This window comes from Pseudomonas saliphila (assembly GCF_008638345.1).
Taxonomy (GTDB): Bacteria; Pseudomonadota; Gammaproteobacteria; order Pseudomonadales; family Pseudomonadaceae; genus Halopseudomonas; species Halopseudomonas saliphila.
Genome location: NZ_VTVA01000005.1, coordinates 145,542 through 162,133, shown reverse-complemented (window position 1 = coordinate 162,133; position 16,592 = coordinate 145,542). Strand labels below are relative to the sequence as shown.

Annotated in this window: 16 protein-coding genes; 9 read left to right on the top strand and 7 right to left on the bottom strand. The window is 59.2% G+C overall.

Features of this window, described 5'->3' with window-relative positions; genetic code table 11:
• Positions 1 to 9: 9 nt before the first annotated feature.
• Positions 10 to 1,719, bottom strand: coding sequence for a DEAD/DEAH box helicase (locus FHK95_RS07915; RefSeq protein WP_150304051.1), 1,710 nt, complete (start codon positions 1,717 to 1,719; stop codon positions 10 to 12).
• A gap of 142 nt (positions 1,720 to 1,861) precedes the next feature.
• Here FHK95_RS07915 and FHK95_RS07910 point away from each other — a divergent pair, with 142 nt between their 5' ends.
• Complete coding sequence (locus tag FHK95_RS07910; RefSeq protein WP_150304050.1) at positions 1,862 to 2,818, top strand: glutathione S-transferase family protein; 957 nt, start codon at positions 1,862 to 1,864, stop codon at positions 2,816 to 2,818.
• Positions 2,819 to 3,025: 207 nt separating this feature from the next.
• On the opposite strand, the gene greB is transcribed toward FHK95_RS07910, so the two are convergent.
• The 3 genes from greB to FHK95_RS07895 are packed head-to-tail and all read right to left on the bottom strand — an operon-like array spanning position 3,026 to position 6,710.
• On the bottom strand, positions 3,026 to 3,529 hold the full coding sequence (greB, locus tag FHK95_RS07905; RefSeq protein ID WP_150304049.1) for a transcription elongation factor GreB: 504 nt from the start codon (positions 3,527 to 3,529) through the stop codon (positions 3,026 to 3,028).
• A 2-nt stretch (positions 3,530 to 3,531) separates the two neighbouring features.
• On the bottom strand, positions 3,532 to 6,033 hold the full coding sequence (locus FHK95_RS07900) for an ABC transporter permease (RefSeq protein ID WP_150304048.1): 2,502 nt from the start codon (positions 6,031 to 6,033) through the stop codon (positions 3,532 to 3,534).
• Positions 6,030 to 6,710 carry an ABC transporter ATP-binding protein gene (locus FHK95_RS07895; protein WP_150304047.1) on the bottom strand — a complete coding sequence of 227 codons (681 nt, stop codon included), beginning with the start codon at positions 6,708 to 6,710 and terminating at the stop codon, positions 6,030 to 6,032. The genes FHK95_RS07900 and FHK95_RS07895 overlap by 4 nt, the downstream gene beginning before the upstream one ends.
• Positions 6,711 to 6,722: 12 nt before the next feature.
• Here FHK95_RS07895 and FHK95_RS07890 point away from each other — a divergent pair, with 12 nt between their 5' ends.
• From FHK95_RS07890 to FHK95_RS07880, 3 genes are all read left to right on the top strand, one after another.
• Complete coding sequence (locus tag FHK95_RS07890; protein ID WP_150304046.1) at positions 6,723 to 7,340, top strand: arylesterase; 618 nt, start codon at positions 6,723 to 6,725, stop codon at positions 7,338 to 7,340.
• A gap of 180 nt (positions 7,341 to 7,520) precedes the next feature.
• Positions 7,521 to 7,865, top strand: coding sequence for a hypothetical protein (locus tag FHK95_RS07885; protein ID WP_150304045.1), 345 nt, complete (start codon positions 7,521 to 7,523; stop codon positions 7,863 to 7,865).
• 4 nt (positions 7,866 to 7,869) lie between these two features.
• Positions 7,870 to 8,796 (top strand): L,D-transpeptidase family protein, encoded by a 927-nt coding sequence (locus tag FHK95_RS07880; protein WP_178114740.1) that lies wholly within the window; start codon positions 7,870 to 7,872, stop codon positions 8,794 to 8,796.
• Between the two features lie 48 nt (positions 8,797 to 8,844).
• Here FHK95_RS07880 and FHK95_RS07875 read toward each other — a convergent pair whose 3' ends face one another.
• Positions 8,845 to 9,105 carry an Lpp/OprI family alanine-zipper lipoprotein gene (locus FHK95_RS07875; protein WP_150304043.1) on the bottom strand — a complete coding sequence of 87 codons (261 nt, stop codon included), beginning with the start codon at positions 9,103 to 9,105 and terminating at the stop codon, positions 8,845 to 8,847.
• Between the two features lie 184 nt (positions 9,106 to 9,289).
• Between FHK95_RS07875 and FHK95_RS07870 the strand changes: the two genes are divergently transcribed.
• A complete protein-coding gene (locus tag FHK95_RS07870) occupies positions 9,290 to 10,675 on the top strand; it encodes a GntP family permease (protein ID WP_150304042.1) in 1,386 nt (461 codons plus the stop codon).
• A 116-nt stretch (positions 10,676 to 10,791) separates the two neighbouring features.
• Entirely contained in the window at positions 10,792 to 11,076 is a 285-nt protein-coding gene (locus FHK95_RS07865; RefSeq protein WP_150304041.1) for a GNAT family N-acetyltransferase, read from the top strand.
• A 92-nt stretch (positions 11,077 to 11,168) separates the two neighbouring features.
• Here the strand turns inward: FHK95_RS07865 and FHK95_RS07860 are convergent, their stop codons facing one another.
• Positions 11,169 to 12,245: a 3-deoxy-7-phosphoheptulonate synthase gene (locus tag FHK95_RS07860; RefSeq protein ID WP_150304040.1), complete on the bottom strand. Its 1,077-nt coding sequence runs from the start codon at positions 12,243 to 12,245 to the stop codon at positions 11,169 to 11,171.
• Positions 12,246 to 12,507: 262 nt separating this feature from the next.
• Here FHK95_RS07860 and FHK95_RS07855 point away from each other — a divergent pair, with 262 nt between their 5' ends.
• The 3 genes from FHK95_RS07855 (at position 12,508) to cysB (ending at position 15,493) form a co-directional block, all read left to right on the top strand.
• Positions 12,508 to 13,458 carry a putative 2-dehydropantoate 2-reductase gene (locus tag FHK95_RS07855; protein WP_150304039.1) on the top strand — a complete coding sequence of 317 codons (951 nt, stop codon included), beginning with the start codon at positions 12,508 to 12,510 and terminating at the stop codon, positions 13,456 to 13,458.
• Between the two features lie 18 nt (positions 13,459 to 13,476).
• Complete coding sequence (locus tag FHK95_RS07850; RefSeq protein WP_150304038.1) at positions 13,477 to 14,382, top strand: 5'-nucleotidase; 906 nt, start codon at positions 13,477 to 13,479, stop codon at positions 14,380 to 14,382.
• Positions 14,383 to 14,518: 136 nt separating this feature from the next.
• Positions 14,519 to 15,493, top strand: coding sequence for an HTH-type transcriptional regulator CysB (cysB, locus tag FHK95_RS07845; RefSeq protein ID WP_150304037.1), 975 nt, complete (start codon positions 14,519 to 14,521; stop codon positions 15,491 to 15,493).
• A 267-nt stretch (positions 15,494 to 15,760) separates the two neighbouring features.
• Here cysB and FHK95_RS07840 read toward each other — a convergent pair whose 3' ends face one another.
• Positions 15,761 to 16,492 (bottom strand): phosphoadenylyl-sulfate reductase, encoded by a 732-nt coding sequence (locus FHK95_RS07840; protein WP_150304036.1) that lies wholly within the window; start codon positions 16,490 to 16,492, stop codon positions 15,761 to 15,763.
• Between the last annotated feature and the right edge of the window lie 100 nt (positions 16,493 to 16,592).

The window sequence follows — 16,592 nt, the reverse complement described above, 5'->3', positions numbered from 1 at the left end:
GCGAGGCTATCACTCGCTACGAGGTGGCCGTGGCGCGCGGGGCTTGCTGGGGAAGTCCTTGCGCGGCGGACGGCTGCTGCGTGGCGGACGGTCTGTTTCACCCGGTGGCAGGGGCCAGGCACGGATTTGCAGGGCAACGCCGTTGATCTCGATGGTCGACAGCTTGGCTAGGGTAGCGTCATCAAGCGGCGGCAGATAAACGCCGGTATGCTCGGTGAACATCTTGATATGACCAATCTGTTGACGCTGCAGACGCGCATGCCGCACCAGTGCATCAACCAGCGGCTTGGGCATCAGACCGTTGGAGCGACCACCCTGGACCTTATAACGGACCAGGCCACTGTCGCGGTCATCGCTGGTTTCGCGACGCGGCGGGGCGGCGGGCAGATCGGCAACGGGCTCAACCAGAGTTTTCGCGCTGGGCAGAATCGCCAGCAGACTGGCCGCCAGTTCATTTGAATCCATATTGGTCAGCTCGAGCAGGTCATTGACCAGCTGCTGCTGCAACGCACCGGTGTTCTCACGGGCGGTGTTCAAACGCTTGGCCAGCTTGCTCAGACGACCGGTACGCACGGCATCGGCACTTGGCAGCTGCTGGGGTTCGATCTTCTGGCCAGTGGCCTTTTCCAGCAGGTGCAGCAGGCGACGCTCACGCGGGGTGGCGAACAGAATCGCTGTGCCTGTGCGACCAGCACGGCCGGTTCGACCGATACGGTGAACATAGGATTCGCTGTCGTGGGGCAGGTCATAGTTCAGTACGTGGGTGATGCGATCCACGTCCAGACCACGCGCCGCAACGTCAGTCGCGACCACGATGTCGAGCAATCCACGCTTGAGACGGTCAACGACCTGCTCGCGAAGCTGCTGACTCAGATCGCCATTCAGCGCTGCCGCGGAGAAACCACGCGCTTCCAGCCGCTCGGCCAATTCCATACTGGCGGTCTTGGTGCGAACGAAGACGAGCATGGCTTCCACCGGCTCGACTTCGAGCAGACGGGTCATGGCATCCAGTTTGTGGTGATTGGACACTTCCCAGACTTTCTGGGTAATAGTATCCAGGCTGCTGGTCTTGCCGCTGTGAAGGCGGATTTCCTTCGGGTCCTTCATGTGCTTGCGCGCTACGGTACGCACGCCAGCCGGCATGGTTGCGGAGAACAGTGCCTTCTGGGTGGTGGCCGGGACTTTCTCGAAAACAGCATCGAGATCGTCGGCGAAGCCCATCTTGAGCATCTCGTCAGCTTCGTCCAACACCAGGAAGCGCATGTTGTCGAACTTGATGCTGCCACGACGCATGTGATCGGTCAGACGGCCAGGCGTGGCGACGACGACGTGCACGCCGCGCTCCAGAGCCTTGAACTGGGGAGCAAAGGCGGATCCGCCATATAGCGCCAGAACCGAAAAGCCACGCATGTTCTGCGCATAGCGCTGCAATGCTTCTGCTACCTGCAGTGCCAACTCGCGGGTAGGTGTAAGCACCAATGCCTGAGTTGCACGCAGACTGACGTCGATGCCAGCCAGAACCGGCAGCGCGAAGGCTGCGGTTTTGCCGGTGCCGGTCTGGGCCAGGCCCAACAGGTCACTGCCGGCCAGCAGAGTCGGAATGGCCTCGGCTTGGATTGGGGAGGGTGTTTCATAACCGAGGCTGGCAAGAGCCTCAAGGAGCGGTGCAGGTAAGCCAAGATCGGCAAACTGCGGTGCCGCCGGAGCGGTATCGGACATACTTGAAGTGAACCTTGGGGAATAATTAGATCGAAGAGTATACGCGCAAAGCAGAGATTTTGCCGCAACGTTTTTCGAAACTGGTCATCGCGCCTGCCAGCTGTCAGGCTGGAGAGCCGCACGACAGACAGGAGGATGAGATATGGGGCGCCTCGTAAAGGGTACCTGGCACGATGAGTGGTATGACACCAAAAGCACCGGCGGAGCCTTTGTACGTGAGGATGCCGGGTTCCGCAACCGCGTGGAGACCGGTGGTCGATTCGCACCAGAATCGGGACGCTATCACCTCTATGTATCTCTGGCCTGTCCCTGGGCTCACCGCACCTTGATCATGCGCCGCCTGAAAGGGCTTGAGCCGCATATCGGCGTCACCTGGGTGGAACCGCCCATGCTTGAGGAAGGCTGGACCTACGATCCGCCGGAGCCTCTTTATGGATTTACGCGGCACTATCAACTCTATACCCGGGCCAAGTCGGACTATACCGGTCGGGTGACGGTGCCAGTGCTGTGGGATACCCGCGAAGAAACCATCGTCAACAACGAGTCGGCCGAGATCATCCGCATCTTCAACAGCGCATTCAACGAGCTCACCGGTAATACCGACGATTATTATCCCGAGGCGCTGCGGGGAGAAATCGACCGGATCAATGAGCGGGTGTACGACCATATCAACAATGGCGTGTACAAGGCCGGCTTTGCTACCAGCCAGGACGTGTACGAAAAGGAATGCACCGAGTTGTTCCAGGCGCTGGACTGGGTCGAGCAACTATTGAGCGAGCGCCGTTATCTGGCCGGCGGTCAGCTTACCGAAGCGGACTGGCGCCTGTTCACCACGCTGGTGCGTTTCGACCCGGTGTATCACGGTCATTTCAAGTGCAATATCCGGCGCATCGAGGACTACCCGAATATCACCGGCTTTGTGCGGGAGTTGTACCAGATGCCGGACATTGCCGAAACGGTGAATCTGGAACATATCAAGCAACATTACTACTACAGTCACGCAACCATCAACCCGACCCGTATCGTTCCCTTGGGTGACGGGCTGGACCTGACGCTTCCGCACGGGCGGGGCTGTGGGCAAATCGATGGGTACGTGTAGTGGCTTGCTCAGTGCATAGCTTAGTTTGGTGTCGCAGCAGACGCCGCACCCTGACTGTGGGAGGGGCGACTCGCCGCGATGGCGTCCATCGGACGCCCTGGGGCTGTTAGTGCACGCAGCGTTGGCTGGCCTACCGGCCAGGTCGTGCCGAGGGCGACACTCCTCCGGGGCGAGGCTGCGGGCCGAGATATAGAGAGGGGCGCGGCTTTATAGGTCCGGATACTCGATAGCGATGACGTAGTAGCTGCGCTCGCCCGAGGGGGCGCGCACTACTACTTCGTCATCCAGGGTTTTGCCTAGCAGTGCCCGGGCCATCGGACTGTCGATGCTGATGTGTTGGAGTTTGGGTTCGATCTCGTCCGGCCCGACGATGCGCAACGTCTGCACCTCACCCTCTTCATCCTCCAGCTCAACCGTTGCGCCGAAGAACACCTTGCTGCGGTCGGCGGGCGGCTGATCGACGATCTTGAGGTTTTCCAGGCGACGGCGCAGGAAGCGCACGCGGCTGTCGATTTGCCGCAGCATCTTTTTCCCGTACGTATATTCTGCGTTCTCCGAGCGATCGCCCTGGGCCGCTGCCTCGCTGACAGACTGGGTGATGGCGGGGCGCTGGACATGCCATAGCTCATGCAGTTCGTCGCGTAGCCGCTGCGCGCCGGCGGCGGTGATCAAGGGCGTTCCGGCGGAACGCGGTGGACGGTAACGGCTCATGTTCAGTTTCCCTGATTGATCAGTCGCATGGGGCTCTGGTTAACCACTGCCCGCGTACCCAGGGCGCCCGCTATACCGATGAGTAGCGCCCCGGCGAGCGGCACCAATAGCCATAGCAGCCAATGCGGACTCCATTCCAGATCGAGTGCGAAGCGGTATAACAGCAGGGTGATGAGTTCGGCAGCGGCAATAGCCAGTAAACCGGACAAGGCTCCGAGTAGAGCAAATTCCAGACGGTTGGCTTGTCGTAACAGGGATTTGCGCGCGCCCAGGGTGCGCAGCAGCGCGCCTTCATACCGTCGCGTATCCAGCGTGGCTTGCAAGGAGGCAAAGAGCACGGTAAACCCAGCCAGCAGCACAAAGATCAGCACGTATTCCACCGCCAGGGTGACCTGCGAAAGGATGTCGCGGATCTGCTGCAGGATGGCTTCCACTTCCAGCAAGGTCATGGCCGGGAAGGCTCGGACCAGGTCGCGCAGATCCTCGCGTTGCTCGGTGGGCAGGCTGAAGCTGGTCAGAAGGGTGGTAGGCACCTCGGCCAGAGTCCCGGGCGAGAAGATCATGAAGAAATTCGGCGTGAAATTATCCCACTCCACTTCACGGATGCTGACAACCGGTGTTTCGATGACCATGCCGGCGATGACAAAGGTCAATACATCGCCGAGTTCAACGCCCAGGTTGTCTGCCAGTTCGGCCTCGATCGATACCCTGGGTGCGTCGTCCGGCGGCAGCTGATCCCACCATTGCCCATCGCGCAGACGGTTGTCCGGCGGCAAGTCTGCTGACCAGGTCAGACTCAGGTCACGATTGATCGCGCGCTCCGCCTGGGTCTCCTTGGTGACCAGCTCGCGCACCGGCTCGCCGTTGATTTCGGTCAGGCGCCCGGGGGTGATCGGATACAGCGGGGCGGCCACTGCACCGATTTCATCCAGCTTCGCGCGGAACGCCTGTTCTTCGTCAGGCAGGATATTCATCGCGAAATGGTTGGGCGCGTCGTCCGGCAGTTGGGCCTGCCAGGCATCCAGCAGCTCAGTGCGCAGAATCAGTATGACCACCATGGACATCATGATCAGGCCGAAGGCCAGAACCTGTCCGGCTGCGACTGTCGGTTGCTTGAGCAACTGGCCGGTGCCGAGGCGCCAGGCCAGGCTGGCATGGCGCAGCCGTTGACCTATCACACGCAGCAACAGCCAGGCCAGTAGCCCGAGCAGCAATGCCGCCGCAGCGCCTCCAAACACCACCGCAAGGGTGATTTGCAGATTGCCGGTGAATTGCCACATCAGAATGGTCAGCGCTGCAAATGCCAGCCCATAGATCAACCAGCCACTGCTCGGCAAGGGCGCAAGATCGCGCCTCAGTACACGCAAAGGCGCAACCTGCCCGAGGCGCAGCAAAGGCGGCAGGGCGAAGCCGGCCAACCCAATAAACCCCGTGGCGGCACCCACCAGCAAGGGTTTCAGACCCACACCAGGCAGGTTCGGCGGTAGCAGATCGCGCAGTACCGCTACTAGCCCCCACTGCATCAACCAGCCGAGGGCCAGCCCGATCAAGGTGGCGAACAGCCCAATAACGGCCAGCTGGATGGTGAAAATGCTCATGACGCGACGTCGGCTCGCTCCCATGGAGCGGAGCAAGGCGCTGGTATCGAAATGCCGGGTAGCGAAACGGCTGGCCGACAGCGCCACTGCCACGCCCGCCAGTACCACCGCGGCAATGCTGGCGATGCCCAGGAACTGACTGGCACGGTCCAGCGCACTACCGATGCGCTGGTTATCGTCGCCGACCGTGGTCAGCCGTTGATTGGCCTCCAAGCGCGGCGTCACCCATTGGCGGAAGGCCGATTGTGCGCCTTCACTGCCGCTGAGCAATAGACGATAGCGCTCCCGGCTGCCCGGCTGGATGACGCGTGTGGCCTCAAGATCCGCCAGGTTCATCAGCACGCGAGGGTTAAGGCTGTAAAAATCACCCGCGCGATCCGGTTCGTGGGTCAGCAGCGCAGCGATACGCAGATTGCTGTAGCCCACTTCCAGCGTGTCCCCCGGTTCAAGGTCGAGAATAGTCAGCAGACGTGGCTCTATCCAGACCTCCCCGGGCGGTGGGATGCCGTCAGGCACGCGTTCAGCGCCAAACAGCTCATCACTGATGCGTACTTGCCCGCGCAGCGGATAACCCGGGCCGGCCGCCTTGATGCTTGATAGCTGCATCTCGTTCTCGCTCGCCGTGACACTGGCAAACTCGACCAGGTGGGTATGATTCAGCCCAAGCTGCACAGCCTGCTGAAGAAACGCCTCGGGCAGCGGCGCGCGTGAGGACACCACCATATCCGCGCCGAGGAACTCGGCAGCGCGACTGACCATGCCGCGTTGTAAACGGTCGGTAAAGAAGCTGATGGCCGTACTGACCAGGACCGCTATCACCAGCGCGAAAATCAGCACACGCAGTTCGCCGGCTCGCCATTCCCGGGCGAGCAACCGGGTCGCCAGCGGAAGGCTGCGCCCGCTCATGCGACCGGCTCCAGCAAGCGGCCGGCTTCCAGATGCAGTGCCGACTCGCAGCGTTCAGCCAGACGCTGGTCATGGGTGACCATAACCAGCGTCGCGCCCTGTTCCTGATTCAGCTGAAAGAGCAGGTCGGTGATGCGTTGACCGGTGCCGGCATCCAGGTTGCCGGTTGGCTCGTCAGCGAAAAGGATGTCGGGCTCGCTGGCGAATGCCCGGGCTATCGCCACGCGTTGCTGCTCACCGCCGGACAGCTGGGACGGGTAGTGTGTGGTCCGCTGGCCCAGACCTACCCGGTCCAGCAGCTGAGTGGCGCGCTCGCGGGCGTCCTTACGGTCATGCAGTTCGAGCGGGAGCATGACGTTTTCCAACGCCGTCAGGCTGGCGAGCAACTGGAAGGATTGAAAGACGAAGCCGACATGTTGTGCGCGTAGCGCCGCCCGCTGATCCTCATCTAGCTTGCCCAGTGGCTGGCCAGCCAGTATGACCTCGCCGGTGGTCGGCAGATCCAGCCCGGCGAGCAGGCTGAGGAGAGTCGATTTGCCCGAGCCAGAGGCGCCGACAATCGCCACGCTGCTGCCGCGTTCGATGCTCAGACTGACATTGTCGAGAATGGTCAGCTCTGCTTCCGAGCTACGGACGACTTTGCTAAGGTGGCTGGCGATTATCACGCTTTCGGACATGGTGGATGCCTTATGAAGTTGCTGAAGAAATGCCTGGCTACCTGCCTGTTCTGCCTGCTTGCGTTGCCGGCGGCTGCCCAAAACATATTGATTGTCGGCGATAGTATCAGCGCCGCTTTCGGTCTGGAAATCGAGCAGGGTTGGGTGACGCTATTGCAGGAGCGTATCAGCGATGAAGGTTACCCGCACCGGGTGGTAAACGCCTCGGTTAGCGGTGACACCACCGCGGGGGGGCACGCACGTTTACCGCAGCTGCTCGAGAAACATGAACCCGAGCTGGTCGTCATCGAACTCGGTGGCAATGATGGTCTGCGCGGACTCAAACCAACCGAGATGCAGCAGAATCTGGCGGCTATGGTCGACAGATCGCGCGAGGCCGGCGCTGATGTGGTGCTGCTGGGAATGCGCATACCGCCAAACTACGGCGTGCGCTATACCCAGGCATTCGAGCAGGTGTTCGCTGACATAAATACTGACAAAGACGTGCCGCTGATGCCGTTCTTCCTTGTAGACGTCGCCGAGGTAGCGGATTTGATGCAATCGGATAGAATTCACCCCACTGCCCAGGCTCAACCGATTTTGCTGGAAAATGCATGGCCGCTGATCAAGGACTGGCTCGATCAGCAATGAGCAATCACCGGGATCCATGATTACTCCGGTCGTTGACCTGGCTACTAAGGCCCCCTATTTCTGCGCACGGTACGAGGAGAGTAGTTTGGTTATTTGGATTGGACAGCAGGCAGCGCAAGCGGGCTTATTGCCGGGACGGTGGGGCAATGTGCCTTTACTGCCGTCCGCGTGGAGCTGCCAATGACCGCTGGTGGTGGTGTGTCGCTGTCGTGGTTGGCCAGACGCTGGTGCGTGGTGGAGCAGGACGAGCAGCGCGATCTGTTTGTGGGCGATCCATGGCATCAGCATCTGGTGGATATCAATATGCGTCTGGACGTACCACGGGAACGGACCTTGTGCGGTGATCTGCTGCCGGCGCGTCCGGCTTATCAGGAGCTCAGTCGGGCGCTGTTGAAAGGTTTGTGCCCCGACTGCGTGGCGCTGGCACATAGCATGCGCGGAGGCAAGCGATCTGCAGCGCCGCGTAGGGCCGCCGGACCGCTGGAGACGGGGCAGTTCGAACTCTATGCGATCTCTGGAGCCTGACACGATGGGAGCCTTCTCGAGAGCATTCGGTCGTATCGCGCTGACCGCCTGGGTGGTGAGCGGCGCAGCCAATGGCGCTGAGTATTCACTGACTGCACCGGAGCAGACGCTGGTCGGATCGGTCTATCAGGTTACTGCCCGGTATGAAGATACCTTCGCTGCACTAGGTGACGAGCATGGCTTCGGTCAGCTCGAGCTGATCGCGGCCAATCCGGGGATCGATCCCTGGTTGCCGGGAGAAGGCCAGACGGTGACCATGCCTGGCCTGCACGTTCTTCCGGCTGCGCCGAGGCAGGGCATTGTCATCAATCTGCCCGAGTACCGGTTGTATTTCTATCCACCGGACGGCGGCAAGGTGGTGACGTATCCCGTGGGGATAGGCCGCGAAGGCTGGTCTTCACCCATTGGCGAAACCCGTGTAGCACGCAAACAGGCGAACCCTTCCTGGTATCCGCCCAAGTCCATACGCGAGGAACATGCTGCCGAGGGTGATTTTCTGCCGGAGGTCGTCCCGCCTGGACCGGACAATCCCATGGGACCGTTCAAGATGAACCTGGCAATGAGCGGCTACGTTATTCACGGCACCAACAAGCACTTCGGCATCGGCATGCGTGTCAGCCATGGCTGTTTCCGCATGCGCAACGAAGACATTACCCAGCTGTTTCCTCAGGTTCCGGTGAGTACCGAGGTGCGCATTATCAATCAACCGTTCAAGCTGGGTGAGCGCAGTGGAGAGTTGCTGCTTGAAGTCCATACGCCTCTGGACGAGCATGGCTTGCCGTCCGCGCTGGATCGTCAGGGTGCAATTCAGGACTTGCTGCAAGAGCGTGCGGAACTGGTGAGTAACTACCGGCTGGACTGGACCGCCATCAGAGATGCGGTGTATGCGGAGGAGGGTGTGCCCAGGGTCATCGGCACTGCTTTGAACTAGCAAGCCGATGGCAGACCCGGAGCGGGCCTGCCGTCGAACTGATAAGACTTACTTGCGGCTGGTGCGATCGAGCATCCGCAGAGCACGTTCGTTCGCTTCGTCTGCTGTTTGCTGGGCACGCTGCGCAGCGGCCATGGCTTCTTCGGCCTTGGTGTAGGCTTCATCGGCACGTGCCTGTGCGCGGGCTACTGAACTTTCGCTCTGGGACAGGCGCGACGATGTTTCTTCGTATTGTTTGTCGTTGCTGGCGCAACCGGTAACAAGCAGGGCCGAAAGCGCCACTGCGGAAAGAGTCACTAATGATTTCATGTTTTTACCCTCGTTGAGTTAGTTCCGTACTTCGCCAGTGATTCTAGCAGACCACAGCATATTGCTATTGATCCAGAGCATCCCGCAGCACTTATAGTCAAAGTTCAGCGGTGTGAATAGTCAGTGTGACCCATTGTGATGCCAGTTATCTTGGCGGCAAGAATAATACAACCAAGGAACGTCCATGTTGGGGAATTTAGGTCTTCTCGCCGGTCTGGCGCTGTTGATTGTCATGGCGCTGCGCGGCACCAATATCTTCATCGCATCGCTTGTCTGTTCATTGGTTGTTGCTGTTACCAACGGCATGCTGATTCCTCGAACGTTACTGGAACACTATCCCGCCGGGCAGCTCGGTGCCTTTACCTTCGCCGGCCGGTTCTTTCTGTTATTCCTCTGTGGGGCCATCTTCGGCAAGGCAATGGCAACCAGCCAGGCGGCCAAGAGCATCGCGCTGGCCATTACCCGGAGCCTGGGCACCCGGCACACGCTACTGGTGGGAATGATTGTCTGTGCATTGCTGACCTATGGCGGCGTGGTGGTATTCGTCGTGGTATTCACCATGTACCCGCTGGGTATCACGCTGATGCGTGAGGCCAACCTGCCGAAGCGTCTCTGGGCGGCGGCTACTTCCATCGGCGCCGGCACATTCACCATGACCGCGCTGCCGGGCACGCCCTCTATTCATAACGTCATATCAGCCAGCTCGCTGGGCACCGACCTGTTTGCCGGCGGCTGGATCGGTATCTTTGCTGCGCTGATCATGGGCGGTCTGGGCATGTGGTATGTCGAACGCGGCTGGCGGCTGGCGCGGGCCAACGGCGAAGGCTTTGTCGAAAATGCTCAGGATCGTCGCATGGAACAGCTCGTCGGTGATCCGGACGATGCGCCGCCGTGGCACCTGGCGCTGGTGCCGATGGTGGTGGTGCTGGGTGTGATCATGCTGCCGCGGCTGCTGATCGGCATGGGCGACTGGTCGGAGAGTGATAGCTGGTTTGCCGACGCTTTACGCTTCAGTCAGGCCCAGCCAATCATCTGGCCAAGCATGGCGCTGATAATCGGCTCGCTGGTGTGCATCGGACTGTTCCCGAGCATGCGCCGTAAAATCTCGCAGGTATTCGGGCAGGGTGCCGAAGACTCGATCATGCCGCTGTTCAACACTGCAGCGGTGATTGGTTTTGGTGGCGTGGTCACCCAGACCGCAGGCTTCGGTGAGTTTGCGCAATGGATTCTCAATGCCGATCTTCCGCCGCTGTTGTCCGTGTTCGCCTCGGCCAGCGTGGTCTCGGGGATTGTCGGATCGTCCACTGGTGGCCTGCAGATTTTCATGCAAACCCTGGCACCAAGTTACCTGGAAATGGGCATTCAGCCGGAAATTCTGCACCGTATTGCTGCGATCGCCTCGGGGGGCTTTGATTCACTACCCCATTGCGGCGCGGTGATTGCCACTTTTGTCATCATGGGGTTGTCACATAAGGAGGCCTACAAGGACATGTTTGTGGTCACCGTAGCGATTCCAGTGATAGCTTGCCTATCGTCGATTGGATTACTCATGATGCTTGGGATGGGGTAGGGTGTGTAAAGACTACGATCGACGTCAAAATGGCGTTCGGGATGAATTATTCCGTCAGTAAAATGTCATTTGTTATTCGCGGCCGTACGACTGGATTCATCAGGAGACCAATAATAATGAATACTGACAACCGCATAATGCACGACCCTGAGCGCCAGCAGTTTTACACCATCGTTGACGGCACGCGTGCCTATCTGGCGTACATGGATCTGGGTAAGCAGACCCTGGATATCTATCGTACCTTCGTTCCGGATTCGTTACGCGGCCAGGGCGTCGCCGCGCAGTTGACCGAACACGCATTGCAGTACGCGCGGATACGCGGTTATGAGGTTATCCCTTCCTGCTCCTACGTTGAGCGGTATATCGAGCGTAATGCTATGGGCAAATCGGATACTGGCTGACTGATGAACGAACTAAACAAAAAACCCGCCTGGTTGGCGGGTTTTTTTGTGCATCGCAGCCTTGAATAGACAGGCCCGGTTGCGCTCAGCGTTTAGCCGCGCTGACGCTCAGGCAATACGTCCTTGAGCTTGCGATGCATACTGCGAATGCTCTCGACCGTGGTATCCCAATCGATACAGGCATCGGTGACCGACACGCCATATTTCAGGTCAGCCAGATTGGCTGGAATCGACTGGTTGCCCCAGTTGATATGGCTCTCGACCATCAGCCCGATAATGGAATGGTTGCCTTCCAGAATCTGGTTGGCAACATTGTCCATCACCAGGGGCTGCAAGCCCGGATCCTTGTTGGAGTTGGCGTGACTGCAGTCGATCATGATGTTGGTTGGAACACCGGCTTTTTCCAGTTCTTTCTCACACAGGGCCACGCTTACCGAATCGTAATTCGGTTTGCCGTTACCGCCACGTAGCACAACGTGACCGTACTTGTTGCCCTTGGTGGTGACGATAGAGCACTCGCCCGCCTGGTTAATGCCCAGGAAACGGTGCGGGCTGGAGACTGACTGCAGGGCGTTGATAGCCACTGCCAGACCGCCATCGGTACCGTTCTTGAAGCCCACCGCACAGGACAGACCCGAGGACATTTCCCGGTGGGTCTGGGACTCGGTCGTGCGCGCGCCAATAGCCGACCAGGAAATCAGATCCTGCAGATACTGCGGGGAAATCGGATCCAACGCCTCGGTAGCCGTGGGCAGGCCCATCTCGGTGAGATCACGCAGCAGTTGACGACCGATGTGCAACCCGTCCTCGATCTTGAAGCTGTCGTCGAGGTAGGGGTCATTGATCAACCCTTTCCAGCCCACAGTGGTGCGCGGCTTCTCGAAATACACGCGCATGACCAGATACAGCGTGTCGCCGACTTCGTTCGCCAGCTCTTTGAGGCGTCGCGCGTAGTCCTTGGCGGCCTCGACGTCGTGAATCGAACAGGGGCCGATGACGATAAACAGTCTATGGTCCTTGCCGTCGAGGATGTCGCGGATCACCTGACGGCTTTCTACAACGGTTTTCTGCGACGCTTCGGTCAAGGGGATCTTGGCCTTGAGATCGGCAGGCGTGATCAGTACTTCGTTCGAAGCAACATATAAGTCATCAATCGGTAAGTCGGCCATCTTCCTTCCTGAACATGTCATAAAGACTGCCACCGGACAGCCTTGCAAATAGTGGACGACAGCTTAATCAAGCTGGGCTACGGCGGCTACCCTGTGCCGCTGCATCGCTCTGATAAAAAGTGTCAATCGGTTACGAGACCCATGATAAACCTTTTCCGGCCATCCTTTGTCGCACTGATGACTGTTTTCCCGGCCCGGTGCCTCTATCATGAGCAACTCGGATAAGCTTTTAAACCCAAGACAGTGGAGCTCAGAGGATCTTATGCAGAACAAACCGCGTATCGGCATCATCGGCACTGGAGCGATAGGGGGCTTTTATGGCTTGATGCTCGCCAAGGGCGGTCACGATGTGCATTTTCTGCTGCGCAGTGAATATCAGGCCGTGGTGGAGAAGGGCATCACCGTGCACAGTCTGGTGCATGGCGACATGACCCTGAAGCCGGTTCAGGCGTATAAGGACGTAGCTGACATGCCCGCTTGCGACTGGCTGTTGATTGGCGCCAAGGCCACTGCCAACGCAGAGCTGGCACCGATTATCGCGCGGGCGGCGGCAGACGGCGCCAAGGTGATCCTGTTGCAGAATGGCCTGAACAACGAAAGTCTGCTGCGCCCCTTGCTACCGGATAACATTCATCTCATCGGCGGCATGTGCTACGTCTGCCTGTTCCGGGAAGAGCCGGGCGTTATCAACCATCAGTTCAACGGTCAGATCGACCTCGGCTACCACTCCGGCCCCGCCGATGAGGCCGCGGCGGCGGCAATCATCAGCGAGGCGGCGGAACTGTTCAAAAGCTCCGGCATTAAATCCCGCGAGATGGCGAATGTAGATGCGGCGCGCTGGCACAAGCTGGTGTGGAACCTGCCTTTCAACGGCATGCACGTGGTGCTGAATGCCGGCACCCGTGACCTGCTGGGTAATCCATCCAGTCGCAAGCTGATCCGCGACATGATGTCGGAGGTGGTTGCGGTAGCGGCCGCCTGCGGCTGCGTGATCCCCGAGGATTTCCCCGACAAGCTGCTGCATGGCACCTCGAAAATGCCGGATTACCACGCCAGCATGTATCATGACTGGTTGCACAAGCGGCCGATGGAGCTTGAGCTCATGTATGGCGAACCGTTGCGCGTAGCGGCTGAAGTGGGCGTCAGCATGCCCAAGACCGAAGCGCTGCTGGCCTTACTTGAGTTCATTCAGGCTGGCTACCTCGAAAGCTGATAAACCTGGACAATTCTGATGGCAGTTCTGCTCGGCGACAAACTGGTGATAGCGATTTCCTCTCGGGCGCTGTTTGATCTCGACGAAAGTCATCAGGTCTACGAGCAGGAGGGGCTGGAAGCCTATCGGCAGTATCAGATAGCCAGGGAGGATACCCCGCTGGAGCGCGGGGAAGCCTTCGGCCTGGTGGAAAAGCTGTTGCGTATCAATACGCTGCTGGAAGGCGATACCCGGGTCGAGGTGGTACTGCTGTCACGCAACAGCGCCGACACCGGCTTGCGTATTTTTAACTCCATTCAACATTATCAGCTGGATATCACCCGCGCCGCCTTTGCCGGCGGGCGCAGTCCGTACACCTATATCCCTGCCTTCGGCTGTCATCTGTTTCTCTCCACCCATGCCGAGGACGTGCGTAGCACCCTTGAAGCGGGGTTCGCTGCGGCAACCATCCTGCCCTCGGGTATTCGCCGGGAGACCGGTGATGAATTGCGCATCGCCTTTGACGGTGATGCGGTGCTGTTCTCGGACGAGTCAGAGCAGGTGTTTCAGCGCGAGGGGTTGGCTGCGTTTCAAGCGAGCGAGCTAGCCGCTGCCCGTCAGCCACTTGGCGGCGGCCCGTTCAAGGCCTTTCTGGCGGCACTGAATCGGATTCAGACCGAGTTCTCGACCACTGATTGCCCGATTCGCACTGCGCTGTTTACCGCACGCAGCGCACCGGCGCATGAGCGGGTCATCCGTACGCTGCGCGAATGGGATATTCGTCTCGACGAATCCTTGTTTCTCGGCGGCCTGGACAAGACCCATTTCCTGCGCGCCTTCGGTGCGGATCTGTTCTTTGACGATCAGGAAGGCCATTGCCGCAAGGCTGTCAGCTCCGTTCTGACCGGTCACGTCCCCCACGGCATCAGTAACCTGAAGCGCTAATCCCCCGACCAATGGTGAGGCCGTTCGTCCCATCCTCAGAACCTGTCAGCAACATATGGTCTAACCTGATATCAAAACCCGCTAAGATGGTTATAACAGCTGCCGGTTTGCGGCCTGTAACGGGACAGGGGATAACATGAAACTGCAACAATTGCGTTACATCTGGGAAGTGGCCCACCACGACCTCAATGTTTCGGCAACAGCCCAGAGTCTTTACACCTCGCAGCCAGGCATCAGCAAGCAGATACGCCTGCTCGAAGATGAGCTTGGCGTGGAAGTATTCTCGCGCAGCGGCAAGCATCTCACTCGGGTGACGCCCGCCGGCGAGCGAATCATCGCCACCGCCGGCGAGATCCTGCGCAAGTGTGACAGCATCAAGCAGATCGCCCAGGAATTCAGTAACGAGCGCAAGGGCACCCTGACCCTCGCCACCACCCATACGCAGGCACGTTATGCCTTGCCACCGGTTATCAGCGGTTTTATCAAACGCTATCCGGATGTTGCCCTGCATATGAATCAGGGCACGCCGGTGCAGATTTGCGAGATGACGGTTAACGGCACGGCTGATTTCGCCATCGCTACCGAAGCTCTCGAGCTGTTCTCGGATATGGTGATGATGCCCTGTTACCGCTGGAATCGCTGCGTCATCGTCCCAAAAGGCCATCCGCTGGCGGATATCGGTGAGCTGACATTAGAGGCCCTGGCTGAATATCCGCTGGTCACCTATGTGTTTGGTTTCACCGGCCGATCGAAACTGGATGAAGCCTTCAGCAATAAAGGGCTCGACGCCAGGGTGATCTTTACCGCCGCTGACGCGGACGTGATCAAGACCTACGTCAGGCTCGGACTCGGGGTGGGTATTCTGGCCGGTATGGCCGTCGATGCCGAGCAGGACGCGGACCTGGTGCGCATTGATGCGAGCAAGTTGTTCGAATCCAGTGTCACCAAAATAGGCTTCCGCAAGGGGACCTTCCTGCGCGGTTTCATGTACGACTTCATCGAAGCCTTCGCGCCCCATTTGACCCGCGAACGGGTGCAGCAGGCCCTGGAATGTTCCAACAAGGCGGAGGTGGAGCAGCTGTTCCAGGATATAGAGCTGCCGGTGCGCTGAGGTATAAGGTTAAGTGCTGCCAGGACAAGGACAGCTGGCCTGGCGACCAGCATCGCCGCGGGTCGCGCCTCCCACGAAAAATGTCGAGTCCTGTGTCACTTCTCTGGGAAGGACGCGATCGGAGCGCCGAACCGCAACGGCGACGGTTCGCCGTGGATCGCCCCTCTCACAAATGGTTTCGGGCCCCCAGCCCCAACTTGTGGGAGGCGCGACCCGCGGCGATGGCGTCCGGAGGACGCCTCAGGGTTTACTGCCCGGTCAATACCATCAGCTCTTGGCGATCAGATTGCCACCGTGTAACCCACATTCCTTTTGCGTGGCTTCTTCCCACCACCAGCGACCTTCGCGTTCATGCTGGTTCGGCAGAACCGGTCGGGTGCAGGGCTCACAGCCGATGCTTACGAAGCCGCGCTCGTGCAGGCTGTTGTAGGGGATTTCCAGCATGCGAATGTAATTCCAAACATCTTCGCTGCTGTAGTTCGCCAGGGGGTTGAACTTGACCAATGAGCGTCCGGGACCACTGAAGCCGGTGTCAGCTTCTATCACCGGCACATTGGTCCGTGTCGGGCTCTGGTCCTTGCGCTGACCGGTGATCCAGGCGTCAACGCCAGCAAGTTTGCGCCGCAGCGGCTCGATTTTGCGGATGCCACAGCATTCACCGTGACCGCTTTCGTAGAAGTCGAACAGGCCTTTCTCGAGCACATAGGCGTCCAGCTTCTCGCGGTCGGGGGAGAGCACTTCGAGCTTGATGCCGTAGTGCTCGCGGACCTGTTCAAGGAAGCGGTAGGTCTCGGCATGCAGTCGGCCGGTATCCAGGGTAAAGACCTTGATATCCGGATTGATCTTCCAGGCCATATCCAACACCACAATGTCATCCGCACCGCTGAACGACAGCCAGAGATCATCAAAGCTGTCGAGCGCCAGCTTCAGTATGTGTTGCGGTGACGCTGTAGCGTATTCCTGCGCCAGGGCAGTGGGATCAAAGTTCTTGCTTAACATCAGGCTCTCCAGACTCGTGCAGACTGCCGTTTTGCGGAAGTCTAACAAAGCCGACTTAGATCATCGCCTTGTATTTGGTTATATTTTTGCTGTCATATGG

Bases quoted from the DNA above. Each gene is read 5' to 3' on its own strand.
- FHK95_RS07915 (WP_150304051.1), bottom strand. From the start codon at position 1,719: ATGTCCGATACCGCTCCGGCGGCACCGCAGTTTGCCGATCTTGGCTTA.
- FHK95_RS07910 (WP_150304050.1), top strand. From the start codon at position 1,862: ATGGGGCGCCTCGTAAAGGGTACCTGGCACGATGAGTGGTATGACACC.
- greB (WP_150304049.1), bottom strand. From the start codon at position 3,529: ATGAGCCGTTACCGTCCACCGCGTTCCGCCGGAACGCCCTTGATCACC.
- FHK95_RS07900 (WP_150304048.1), bottom strand. From the start codon at position 6,033: ATGAGCGGGCGCAGCCTTCCGCTGGCGACCCGGTTGCTCGCCCGGGAA.
- FHK95_RS07895 (WP_150304047.1), bottom strand. From the start codon at position 6,710: ATGTCCGAAAGCGTGATAATCGCCAGCCACCTTAGCAAAGTCGTCCGT.
- FHK95_RS07890 (WP_150304046.1), top strand. From the start codon at position 6,723: ATGAAGTTGCTGAAGAAATGCCTGGCTACCTGCCTGTTCTGCCTGCTT.
- FHK95_RS07885 (WP_150304045.1), top strand. From the start codon at position 7,521: ATGACCGCTGGTGGTGGTGTGTCGCTGTCGTGGTTGGCCAGACGCTGG.
- FHK95_RS07880 (WP_178114740.1), top strand. From the start codon at position 7,870: ATGGGAGCCTTCTCGAGAGCATTCGGTCGTATCGCGCTGACCGCCTGG.
- FHK95_RS07875 (WP_150304043.1), bottom strand. From the start codon at position 9,105: ATGAAATCATTAGTGACTCTTTCCGCAGTGGCGCTTTCGGCCCTGCTT.
- FHK95_RS07870 (WP_150304042.1), top strand. From the start codon at position 9,290: ATGTTGGGGAATTTAGGTCTTCTCGCCGGTCTGGCGCTGTTGATTGTC.
- FHK95_RS07865 (WP_150304041.1), top strand. From the start codon at position 10,792: ATGAATACTGACAACCGCATAATGCACGACCCTGAGCGCCAGCAGTTT.
- FHK95_RS07860 (WP_150304040.1), bottom strand. From the start codon at position 12,245: ATGGCCGACTTACCGATTGATGACTTATATGTTGCTTCGAACGAAGTA.
- FHK95_RS07855 (WP_150304039.1), top strand. From the start codon at position 12,508: ATGCAGAACAAACCGCGTATCGGCATCATCGGCACTGGAGCGATAGGG.
- FHK95_RS07850 (WP_150304038.1), top strand. From the start codon at position 13,477: ATGGCAGTTCTGCTCGGCGACAAACTGGTGATAGCGATTTCCTCTCGG.
- cysB (WP_150304037.1), top strand. From the start codon at position 14,519: ATGAAACTGCAACAATTGCGTTACATCTGGGAAGTGGCCCACCACGAC.
- FHK95_RS07840 (WP_150304036.1), bottom strand. From the start codon at position 16,492: ATGTTAAGCAAGAACTTTGATCCCACTGCCCTGGCGCAGGAATACGCT.